The 10,999-nt window shown below is 36.3% G+C and carries 11 protein-coding genes and 1 pseudogene; 7 read left to right on the top strand and 5 right to left on the bottom strand.

The annotated features are described in order from the left end of the window. Window positions 1–628: 628 nt before the first annotated feature. From D3H35_RS29345 to D3H35_RS29315, 6 genes are all read left to right on the top strand, one after another. Window positions 629–1,126 carry a hypothetical protein gene (locus D3H35_RS29345; RefSeq protein ID WP_119150606.1) on the top strand — a complete coding sequence of 166 codons (498 nt, stop codon included), beginning with the start codon at window positions 629–631 and terminating at the stop codon, window positions 1,124–1,126. 285 nt (window positions 1,127–1,411) lie between these two features. Beyond that, window positions 1,412–1,879 (top strand): hypothetical protein, encoded by a 468-nt coding sequence (locus D3H35_RS29335; protein WP_119152607.1) that lies wholly within the window; start codon window positions 1,412–1,414, stop codon window positions 1,877–1,879. Next, entirely contained in the window at window positions 1,876–2,904 is a 1,029-nt protein-coding gene (locus D3H35_RS29330) for an ABC transporter ATP-binding protein (RefSeq protein ID WP_119152606.1), read from the top strand. Before D3H35_RS29335 ends, D3H35_RS29330 begins: the two co-directional genes overlap by 4 nt. Before the next feature lie 27 nt (window positions 2,905–2,931). Beyond that, window positions 2,932–3,306 carry a hypothetical protein gene (locus tag D3H35_RS29325; RefSeq protein WP_147355882.1) on the top strand — a complete coding sequence of 125 codons (375 nt, stop codon included), beginning with the start codon at window positions 2,932–2,934 and terminating at the stop codon, window positions 3,304–3,306. A 16-nt stretch (window positions 3,307–3,322) separates the two neighbouring features. Further along, window positions 3,323–3,811, top strand: coding sequence for a MauE/DoxX family redox-associated membrane protein (locus D3H35_RS29320; protein WP_119150609.1), 489 nt, complete (start codon window positions 3,323–3,325; stop codon window positions 3,809–3,811). A 1-nt stretch (window position 3,812) separates the two neighbouring features. Then, window positions 3,813–4,247 (top strand): hypothetical protein, encoded by a 435-nt coding sequence (locus tag D3H35_RS29315; protein WP_119150610.1) that lies wholly within the window; start codon window positions 3,813–3,815, stop codon window positions 4,245–4,247. 221 nt (window positions 4,248–4,468) lie between these two features. Here the strand turns inward: D3H35_RS29315 and D3H35_RS29310 are convergent. Continuing rightward, window positions 4,469–5,471 (bottom strand): IS630 family transposase gene (locus tag D3H35_RS29310; RefSeq protein ID WP_267901423.1). Its coding sequence is split into 2 segments (ribosomal slippage): window positions 4,469–5,026 and window positions 5,028–5,471, totalling 1,002 coding nucleotides; the frame shifts between segments, so codons are not numbered across the junction. A 275-nt stretch (window positions 5,472–5,746) separates the two neighbouring features. Beyond that, a complete protein-coding gene (locus D3H35_RS29305) occupies window positions 5,747–6,235 on the bottom strand; it encodes a hypothetical protein (protein WP_119152605.1) in 489 nt (162 codons plus the stop codon). A gap of 741 nt (window positions 6,236–6,976) precedes the next feature. Here D3H35_RS29305 and D3H35_RS29295 point away from each other — a divergent pair. Further along, window positions 6,977–7,963, top strand: a pseudogene (locus D3H35_RS29295) (IS630 family transposase). A gap of 365 nt (window positions 7,964–8,328) precedes the next feature. Here D3H35_RS29295 and D3H35_RS29290 read toward each other — a convergent pair. From D3H35_RS29290 to D3H35_RS29280, 3 genes are all read right to left on the bottom strand, one after another. Then, the gene (locus D3H35_RS29290; protein ID WP_119152603.1) at window positions 8,329–8,628 is read right to left on the bottom strand and encodes a hypothetical protein; all 300 of its coding nucleotides are present in this window, start codon (window positions 8,626–8,628) and stop codon (window positions 8,329–8,331) included. Window positions 8,629–9,807: 1,179 nt separating this feature from the next. Continuing rightward, window positions 9,808–10,233 carry an ATP-binding cassette domain-containing protein gene (locus D3H35_RS35230; protein ID WP_411675193.1) on the bottom strand — a complete coding sequence of 142 codons (426 nt, stop codon included), beginning with the start codon at window positions 10,231–10,233 and terminating at the stop codon, window positions 9,808–9,810. A 43-nt stretch (window positions 10,234–10,276) separates the two neighbouring features. Then, entirely contained in the window at window positions 10,277–10,597 is a 321-nt protein-coding gene (locus tag D3H35_RS29280; protein ID WP_147355984.1) for a hypothetical protein, read from the bottom strand. Between the last annotated feature and the right edge of the window lie 402 nt (window positions 10,598–10,999).

The following is a 10,999-nucleotide window of genomic DNA, read 5'->3' as shown; positions in this document are numbered from 1 at the left end:
TCTACAGGGGATAATGAAGACAATCAAGAGATGTCGAAATATTTTTCAACTGGGAATTTCCAGTTGTACATTTAAATCAAAGCGGAATGGAACTTCAATTCGGAATAAATAGGTTGCCCTATATGATTTTAGTGGTAGACGGTAACATCATACTATCCGGCGTGGTGTATAACAAATCTGATTTCTCTCAACTCGTAACAACACGCACTTAAATCGTTACTGCTGAAAGGAGGTGAGAAAAATGGCGTGCTCTTGTCCAGATTCAACTTATACTCAGACGCTTTCCGATTTGAGTAATGCATGTGTCAGTGGTGCCTGCACCTGGGGAAGTTCAACTTACTCTAAGATTTTAAAATCTTACAAGACTATGACTTGTACTAAAAATGGAGTCGCTACAACAAGTGCTTGCGAGATTAATGCCGGATGCTGCGCTTAATTATTGATCATTCTTAATGGAAGAGAAGAGTTTTTACTCTTCTCTTCCATTAAATCCATCAGGCGCCTCCTAAAGGATTTATAAGACTCTAATTCATTGATTAAAATTTCTACACATATAAATATAATTATATCTTCGTCCGTGTATCACTCCTAGAAAGAAACATCCAATAAATTCACTGGGGGATTATTTATGGAAGAAAACAATATAGGGCATAGAAAATTTTTGAAATCCTCAAGAGTAGATTATGAGTTGGGTACATTTTTACCTAGCGATGTTATCCTAATGCGAGAGGAAAAACCAGTTGATTTGTCTTGGTTATCACAAACAGTAAATGGAAGTGTTATGTTTTTTCTTAGTTCTTACTGCGAAGTCTGCGATGCTGAAATTGTTATACAAACAATAAATGATTTTCCGGAATATTCATACGCAATTTTCTTTGAGAGTCCCAACAATCCAGTTTTAAGACATGCAAAACTTCTTGATGAAAGAGGTGTGAAATTATATCCATTTCAATTAAATCAACTTGAAAGCAGCATTAAAGTCCAGTTAGTCCCATTTCAATTAGTACTCAATACAGTTGGGCAAGTTATTACCGCAGGAATTATTAATACTCTTCCTATGATAAAGGCTCTTATGATGCCATTAATTAGAACTAAGGAGAACAACAGGAATGAAGAGCTTTATTAAAGTTCTTAAAATGATAATTGAATCTTTTATTAGGGTATACAAGGTTAGTCCGTTTTCCGTTTTGTTAATGTTACTAGTATCATTAACAGGCGCATTTTACTCCTATGCAAATATTTATTTTTCGAAGTTATTACTAAATTCCATAGTTGAAATGAATAAAAACATAATTACTTTGAGTATATGTTCGATCGCAGGGTTTCAATTAATAAAGCTAATAATTGACTTTATTTCTTCCTTACAAACTGTAAAGTTGAGTATACGGTTCTCAAAAAAAGTGATGAGGAAATGATTGATCAAAATTCAAGAATGGAATTACTCATTAAAGAATTCCCTTCATTCCAATCAGATTTTTCATTTCTAAAATTTGCAGAGAATAAAGTATATGAAAATTATTTGAATTTTCTTCAGTTTTTAACTCAATTAATTATTTTAGTATCAATTATTAAGTACTTATCCGAAACATATATTGTATTTAGCATTTTAGCAGTAATCGTAGGTGCACTGAAAGGAACAATAAACCTAATAACAGTTAATAAAAGAGTTTTACTAAATACTGAAATTGAGACCAGCTTAGTAAAACCTATGTACTATTATAACTTGCTTACTGGTGTGGATAGTCAGAAAGAAATAACACTATATTCAACAACACAATACTATAAACAAAAGTGGGCAAACGAGCGGGAACAAATAGACTCCAAAAAGATTCGCTTGGAAAAAATGGATAAATTCACCATCTGGGTAAGGAAGTATTGACCATAGTTAATTCAGCAGTGGTTATTATTTTATTAGTTGTTCTCATAAATAAAGATCTAGTTTCGGTCGGAGACTATATTGCAGTTACTATGGCTGTTGCGATCATTATTAATGTAATCTCTAATTTAATTGAAGATTATATTAGGATGTTAGAAAATCTAAATTATTCTGTGAAAGCAAAACAAATGAAAGAGCAAATAGCTGAGAAGAGTATTATTAAATCCGCTCATGGAAAAATCCCTTTTAGATTTCATGAACAAATTGATATATCCAATCTAAGTTTTACATACCCAAATATCCAAATTGAGTCTCTCAAAAACATTAATCTCACTATTAATAAGGGAGAATTAATAGCCGTACTTGGTGAGAATGGATCAGGCAAAACGACATTAGTCAAATTATTGCTTGGTTTATATAAGGTTGAATGCGACAGTATTTTCTACGATGGTATTCCAATAAACCAATTCGACGAGAATAGCTTGTACAATAATACGAGCGCTGTGTTTCAAGATTTCATTAAATATCAAACGAATGTTCGTGATAATATTGCGGTAGGCGATATTACATACGTTAATAATGACGAGAAACTAGAATCCGCACTAAATCGAGTGTTATTTGATAATCATTTTCCAGGTGGCTTAAATACGAAACTTGGATATATCGATCAAGATTCAACTAATCTGTCAGGCGGACAATGGCAGAGATTGGCCTTGTCTAGAGTGTTTGTCAAAGATAATCCCGAGTTAATTATTTTCGACGAACCAACATCGGCTATGGATCCTCTTTCTGAAATGCGTATTTTGAACGAAGTATTGAGATACTGCAAAAATACTACAACAATAATGATATCTCATCGAGTAGGAATCGCTAGAAAAGCTGATAAGATCTGCGTTTTACAACAAGGGCAAATAGTTGAGTTTGGAACACATGATGAATTAATAAAAAGTAAACGAAATTATTATGAAATGTGGATGTCACAAAAGGAATGGTATGAAGATGTAGAGGATAAAATTCCCGCTTCATAAATGAAGAAAATAATTGGAGGAACTCATGTGCAGGTTCAATTAGTTGTATGCGACAAAATAAAGATTGAAGAGAAACGTCATATACTAGGGAAGGTAATCAACTCAATCACCATACCGGTTTTTCCTTATATAGTTAAATTTTCTGTATTAATAAAAATCTCAAATATTCCAACGGATCAAGACGTGTTAACAGAATTTAAAGTTGTAAATGGCCTGGGTCAACAAATAAGTTCTCCAAGCAATTATGTACATAGAAACTATAGAGATTCGAAACATATACCTGGTGTGGATCAAAATTTCGATTTTACATTATTAGTTGAGTGTGAAGAAAATATTTTTCTTGAATGTTTTATTAATGGCAACAAAAAGAGCTATTACCCAATAAATATAAGCCTCTGCTAAGAAAGGAGAACATCCTGTGACCCTTTTTTTAGGTGCTATCCTCTCATTTGTATTCTTTTCTTCTTCATACTCTAAAATCACAAATATAAAAAACTTTCAAATGGAGATAGCATCATACGGGATTCACTTTATATGGATACCTATTATTTCTTGGGCTATCCTGATATTTGAAATTGGGCTTTCTGTAGTATTTTTATCAAATGATACAATGGAAAACTGGAAACAAGTATTAGCAATAGCGTTTATAATTCTCCTTTCAGTATTCACTATTATTAAAAATGGAATTAAAAACAATCAATGTAGTTGTTTTGGTATAAACCATCCACTGAGCCGGTTTCCAGTGCAACGTAATGCAGTAGTCCTGTTGTTATTAATCATTGATTTCTTTTTACCAAATGAAACAACTCCCTTACATCTATCTATATCATCTGTTCTGGTTGTACTTTGCGTTACTTTTATTTTAGAAAATATTAAATTGAAAAACGAATTGTTTGAGGAGTTTTAGCATGAACGACATTTTATTGTTCACTTTAATCATAACTCTTGGAATTAACTTTGGAATATATTTTAGGCTGATTGCTAAAAAAAGATCAACAATAAATTACTTATTTTCAAAATTAAAACAAATTTTACCTGACAAGGCTTTTGAATCAATAATAATAATTAACTCAAGTATTTCTGAAGACATAGAAATATTACTATCTCATAAATCAGGGAGTTGGATCATACTGTATAATGGTCCTGATTGGTTGTTCAATATTAAAAAACGAAAATTCGGTGAACGATGCCTTTTACTCAATGAAGTAATTAGCGACAGAAAAGTTTTCTTATTCAAAAATTCAGCAATTTTCCAAAAGAAGGGTGGAAAATATTTGCACATTTCTGAAGTCGAACAATTTATAAAGTACTTACAATACAGTTACAGCAAAAATTCCACATGAGTTAATGTTCTTGAAGTTACCTTTTCCTCTAATTTCCAATCCTCTAAGGTTGATTTCAAAAAACTGCCGATCTTGAGTGTGAAACACAGTACTCGGAGGATCGACAGATAAAAACAATACATCGTCCATGTTTAACATGTGGCATGTGCCTTTGTCTTGACTTTTTTTTTGAGATAACCGGAAAATTCATTGAATCATCCACGCTTACTATATAAGTTGAACTAAAGATTTTTGTCTAATTCTCCCGACTCTAATCGAATATACAACCGGTCGATAATCATTTGCGGTTCCTTCATGATCTGTTCCATAAAGGCTTGTACGTTTTTTCTGATTTCGGCGACCGTGTGGTAGAAGACGTTGTTCACCACGTCCGACTTTAGCCATTTCCAGAGCCCTTCTACGATGTTGAGTTCAGGACTATAGGGAGGCAGGAAAACAAGTTGCAGCCTGCCTTGCTGCTCCTCCAGGAATGGTTTGAGCAGTTTTGCATGGTGGGCTCGTGCATTATCCAGTACCATGACAATGTTGCCTTCAGGATAAGCTTTCATAACGACCTTCAGAAACGCCAGGAACTTTTCTGCAGTGTATTCCTCGTCTTCCTGCCATACAATTTGCCCGGTACCGTAATCAACCGTCGAAAAGAGTTTGACGCCTCGATGATTGCCAGTCGGTTTAATGCCCCGCTGCTTACCCTTGGCAAACCATGTATGCTGTAGTGCTTGATAATCGCGAATCATGGCTTCATCTTCAAACAATAAGTGATCAATTTCGCCATTCTCGTAATTTTTTTAACCTTGGGAAGGTCGTCTCGACAAACTCACTTTGTTTTTCTTTGTTAGCTGCCGCAAGGGTGTACGTTGGTTTGGTATAACTCATGCTTAGCCGCTGCATGAGCTTGGATGCGCCCCGAATGGAATAGCTGATCTCATATTTACGGTTGATGTATTCACAAATCAGTTCAAGCGTCCAACTAAATTTGGCCGTAAATCCGACCTCGTGTGGCACAGCGTCTATAATGGTCTGCTTCAGTCGATCTTGTTGTTCCTTCGACAGTTGCTCACGTCGTCCCGGTGCAAATTTGATTTGCAACGTATCCAAGCCAGATTCATGGTAGCATTGCAAATAAGTGCTTACCGTTCGTTCGGATCGACCAATGATCGTAGCGATTTGTAATTGACTGTATCCAAGCAGAGATAGTCGTACAATCTGATAACGTTCAAACATTCGCCGACTTTGTTCCGACTTTAGCCGTTTCTCTACATCCTCAAGAGCTTGATTTCTTTCCACGTAAGAAGAATTGCTCTAGTTCAACTTATATAGTCAATTTCATAAATCGTTTGGAGCCTGGGCAGTATTTGACCAAGATAAAGAGAGCTATAAATTAAGGGCAGTCATTGATTTAAGATAAGATTTCGGTATGGCCCGAAAAGAGAAAAGAGAAAAGCCCTTCGGCCCCAGTAGGGGCGAAAGGGCTGGACATTCCGCTTACTTGTAATTCCTTAATTAACTCGCACGATCCGCATCGATCTTTTTTCAGGGAAAATATGATCGCTAATTTCTGTGATGGCCCATCCGCTTGGGATGCGGGAAGTCGGATGTACCCACAGAACTGTGCCTTTTGGAGCGCCGTTGATGCAAACAAGAGTGGAATAGCTTGGAGGAGCGTAAGCGTAAGGGTTGTATGGAGAGCCCTTCTCGGTTATGACCCATCCGTCGGGAATGCGCGTATCCGTGACATGACTTTTGGTGGCAGGCCATTTGGCTCCTCCGACATAAGTGATTTCCTTGTAATCTCTGAACGGAGAAGCGTACGTCGCGAGAAAATCGTTAGGGATGGTGTCATAGTAGCCGATTATTTTCGTGTAGCCGTAGGCGTAGGTTGCCGCATGGGTAACGTCCGCTTGCCAAGCCGGAATGCCAGCTGCGAGAGGTGCAGCGGAAAGAAGACCTACTGCAACGAGAGAGAGTGCAGTTTTTACGTTGTTCAAAAAAAACTGGCACTCTCTCTCGTTTGCAGTAGTCTCTTTCCGCTGCACCTCTCGCAGCTGGCATTCCGCTTGGCAGCGGACGTTACCCATGCGGCAACTACGCCTACGCTACACGAAAATAATCGGCTACTATGACACCATCCCTAACGATTTTCTCGCGACGTACGCTTCTCCGTTCAGAGATTACAAGGAAATCACTTATGTCGGAGGAGCAAATGGCCTGCCACCAAAAGTCATGTCACGGATACGCGCATTCCCGACGGATGGTCATAACGAGAGGGCTCTCCATACAACCCTTACGCTTACGCTCCTCCAAGCTATTCCACTCTTGTTTGCATCAACGGCGCTCCAAAAGGCACAGTTCTGTGGTACATCGACTTCCCGCATCCCAAGCGGATGGGCCATCACAGAAATTAGCGATCATATTTTCCCTGAAAAAGATCGATGCGGATCGTGCGAGTTAATTAAGGAATTACAAGTAAGCGGAATGTCCAGCCCTTTCGCCCCTACTGGGGCCGAAGGCTTTTCTCTTTTCTCTTTTCGGCCATACCGAAATCTTATCTTAAATCAATGACTGCCCTTAATTTATAGCTCTCTTTATCTTGGTCAAATACTGCCCAGGCTCCAAACGATTTATGAAATTGACTATATAAGTTGAACTAGAGCAATTCTTCTTACGTGGAAAGAAATCAAGCTCTTGAGGATGTAGAGAAACGGCTAAAGTCGGAACAAAGTCGGCGAATGTTTGAACGTTATCAGATTGTACGACTATCTCTGCTTGGATACAGTCAATTACAAATCGCTACGATCATTGGTCGATCCGAACGAACGGTAAGCACTTATTTGCAATGCTACCATGAATCTGGCTTGGATACGTTGCAAATCAAATTTGCACCGGGACGACGTGAGCAACTGTCGAAGGAACAACAAGATCGACTGAAGCAGACCATTATAGACGCTGTGCCACACGAGGTCGGATTTACGGCCAAATTTAGTTGGACGCTTGAACTGATTTGTGAATACATCAACCGTAAATATGAGATCAGCTATTCCATTCGGGGCGCATCCAAGCTCATGCAGCGGCTAAGCATGAGTTATACCAAACCAACGTACACCCTTGCGGCAGCTAACAAAGAAAAACAAAGTGAGTTTGTCGAGACGACCTTCCCAAGGTTAAAAAAATTACGAGAATGGCGAAATTGATCACTTATTGTTTGAAGATGAAGCCATGATTCGCGATTATCAAGCACTACAGCATACATGGTTTGCCAAGGGTAAGCAGCGGGGCATTAAACCGACTGGCAATCATCGAGGCGTCAAACTCTTTTCGACGGTTGATTACGGTACCGGGCAAATTGTATGGCAGGAAGACGAGGAATACACTGCAGAAAAGTTCCTGGCGTTTCTGAAGGTCGTTATGAAAGCTTATCCTGAAGGCAACATTGTCATGGTACTGGATAATGCACGAGCCCACCATGCAAAACTGCTCAAACCATTCCTGGAGGAGCAGCAAGGCAGGCTGCAACTTGTTTCCTGCCTCCCTATAGTCCTGAACTCAACATCGTAGAAGGGCTCTGGAAATGGCTAAAGTCGGACGTGGTGAACAACGTCTTCTACCACACGGTCGCCGAAATCAGAAAAAACGTACAAGCCTTTATGGAACAGATCATGAAGGAACCGCAAATGATTATCGACCGGTTGTATATTCGATTAGAGTCGGAGAATTAGACAAAAATCTTTAGTTCAACTTATATAGTAAGCGTGGATGATTCAATGAATTTTCCGGTTATCTCAAAAAAAAGTCAAGACAAAGGCACATGCCACATGTTAAACATGGACGATGTATTGTTTTTATCTGTCGATCCTCCGAGTACTGTGTTTCACACTCAAGATCGGCAGTTTTTTGAAATCAACCTTAGAGGATTGGAATTAGAGGAAAAGGTAACTTCAAGAACATTAACTCATGTGGAATTTTGCTGTAACTGTATTGTAAGTACTTTATAAATTGTTCGACTTCAGAAATGTGCAAATATTTTCCACCCTTCTTTGGAAAATTGCTGAATTTTTGAATAAGAAAACTTTTCTGTCGCTAATTACTTCATTGAGTAAAAGCATCGTTCACCGAATTTTCGTTTTTTAATATTGAACAACCAATCAGGACCATTATACAGTATGATCCAACTCCCTGATTTATGAGATAGTAATATTTCTATGTCTTCAGAAATACTTGAGTTAATTATTATTATTGATTCAAAAGCCTTGTCAGGTAAAATTTGTTTTAATTTTGAAAATAAGTAATTTATTGTTGATCTTTTTTTAGCAATCAGCCTAAAATATATTCCAAAGTTAATTCCAAGAGTTATGATTAAAGTGAACAATAAAATGTCGTTCATGCTAAAACTCCTCAAACAATTCGTTTTTCAATTTAATATTTTCTAAAATAAAAGTAACGCAAAGTACAACCAGAACAGATGATATAGATAGATGTAAGGAGTTGTTTCATTTGGTAAAAAGAAATCAATGATTAATAACAACAGGACTACTGCATTACGTTGCACTGGAAACCGGCTCAGTGGATGGTTTATACCAAAACAACTACATTGATTGTTTTAATTCCATTTTTAATAATAGTGAATACTGAAAGGAGAATTATAAACGCTATTGCTAATACTTGTTTCCAGTTTTCCATTGTATCATTTGATAAAAATACTACAGAAAGCCCAATTTCAAATATCAGGATAGCCCAAGAAAATAATAGGTATCCATATAAAGTGAATCCCGTATGATGCTATCTCCATTTGAAAGTTTTTTATATTTGTGATTTTAGAGTATGAAGAAAGAAAAGAATACAAATGAGAGGATAGCACCTAAAAAAAGGGTCACAGGATGTTCTCCTTTCTTAGCAGAGGCTTATATATTGGGTAATAGCTCTTTTTGTTGCCATTAATAAAACATTCAAGAAAAAATTTTCTTCACACTCAACTAATAATGTAAAATCGAAATTTTGATCCACACCAGGTATATGTTCGAATCTCTATAGTTTCTATGTACATAATTGCTTGGAGAACTTATTTGTTGACCCAGGCCATTTACAACTTTAAATTCTGTTAACACGTCTTGATCCGTTGGAATATTTGAGATTTTTATTAAATACAGAAAATTTAACTATATAGGAAAAACCGGTATGGTGATTGAGTTGATTACCTTCCCTAGTATATGACGTTTCTCTTCAATCTTTATTTTGTCGCATACAACTAATTGAACCTGCACATGAGTTCCTCCAATTATTTTCTTCATTTATGAAGCGGGAATTTTATCCTCTACATCTTCATACCATTCCTTTTGTGACATCCACATTTCATAATAATTTCGTTTACTTTTTATTAATTCATCATGTGTTCCAAACTCAACTATTTGCCTTGTGTAAAACGCAGATCTTATCAGCTTTTCTAGCGATTCCTACTCGATGAGATATCATTATTGTTGTAGTATTTTTGCAGTATCTCAATACTTCGTTCAAAATACGCATTTCAGAAAGAGATCCATAGCCGATGTTGGTTCGTCGAAAATAATTAACTCGGATTATCTTTGACAAACACTCTAGACAAGGCCAATCTCTGCCATTGTCCGCCTGACAGATTAGTTGAATCTTGATCGATATATCCAAGTTTCGTATTTAAGCCACCTGGAAAATGATTATCAAATAACACTCGATTTAGTGCGGATTCTAGTTTCTCGTCATTATTAACGTATGTAATATCGCCTACCGCAATATTATCACGAACATTCGTTTGATATTTAATGAAATCTTGAAACACAGCGCTCGTATTATTGTACAAGCTATTCTCGTCGAATTGGTTTATTGGAATACCATCGTAGAAAATACTGTCGCATTCAACCTTATATAAACCAAGCAATAATTTGACTAATGTCGTTTTGCCTGATCCATTCTCACCAAGTACGGCTATTAATTCTCCCTTATTAATAGTGAGATTAATGTTTTTGAGAGAGACTCAATTTGGATATTTGGGTATGTAAAACTTAGATTGGATATATCAATTTGTTCATGAAATCTAAAAGGGATTTTCCATGAGCGGATTTAATAATACTCTTCTCAGCTATTTGCTCTTTCATTTGTTTTGCTTTCACAGAATAATTTAGATTTTCTAACATCCTAATATAATCTTCAATTAAATTAGAGAAATTAATAATGATCGCAACAGCCATAGTAACTGCAATATAGTCTCCGACCGAAACTAAATCTTTATTTATGAGAACAACTAATAAAATAATAACCACTGCTGAATTAACTATGGTCAATACTTCCTTACCCAGATGGGTGAATTTATCCATTTTTTCCAAGCGAATCTTTTTGGAGTCTATTTGTTCCCGCTCGTTTGCCCACTTTTGTTTATAGTATTGTGTGTGAATATAGTGTTATTTCTTTCTGACTATCCACACCAGTAAGCAAGTTATAATAGTACATAGGTTTTACTAAGCTGGTCTCAATTTCAGTATTTAGTAAAACTCTTTTATTAACTGTTATTAGTTTATTGTTTCCTTTCAGTGCACCTACGATTACTGCTAAAATGCTAAATACAATATATGTTTCGGATAAGTACTTAATAATTGATACTAAAATAATTAATTGAGTTAAAAAACTGAAGAAAATTCAAATAATTTCATATACTTTATTCTCTGCAAATTTTAGAAATGAAAAAATCTGATTGGAATGAAGGGAATTCTTTAATGAGTAATTCCATT

It is taken from the genome of Cohnella faecalis (genome assembly GCF_003570905.1).
Classification (GTDB): Bacteria; Bacillota; Bacilli; order Paenibacillales; family Paenibacillaceae; genus Cohnella; species Cohnella faecalis.
The sequence above is the reverse complement of the archived record's forward strand: the minus strand, read 5'-3'. Positions and strand labels throughout refer to the sequence as shown.

What these genes read in the sequence shown, in the direction of transcription:
- D3H35_RS29345 (WP_119150606.1), top strand. Translation starts at nt 629, where the DNA reads ATGGAAGAAAACAATATAGGGCATAGAAAATTTTTGAAATCCTCAAGA.
- D3H35_RS29335 (WP_119152607.1), top strand. Translation starts at nt 1,412, where the DNA reads ATGATTGATCAAAATTCAAGAATGGAATTACTCATTAAAGAATTCCCT.
- D3H35_RS29315 (WP_119150610.1), top strand. Translation starts at nt 3,813, where the DNA reads ATGAACGACATTTTATTGTTCACTTTAATCATAACTCTTGGAATTAAC.
- D3H35_RS29290 (WP_119152603.1), bottom strand. Translation starts at nt 8,628, where the DNA reads ATGAACGACATTTTATTGTTCACTTTAATCATAACTCTTGGAATTAAC.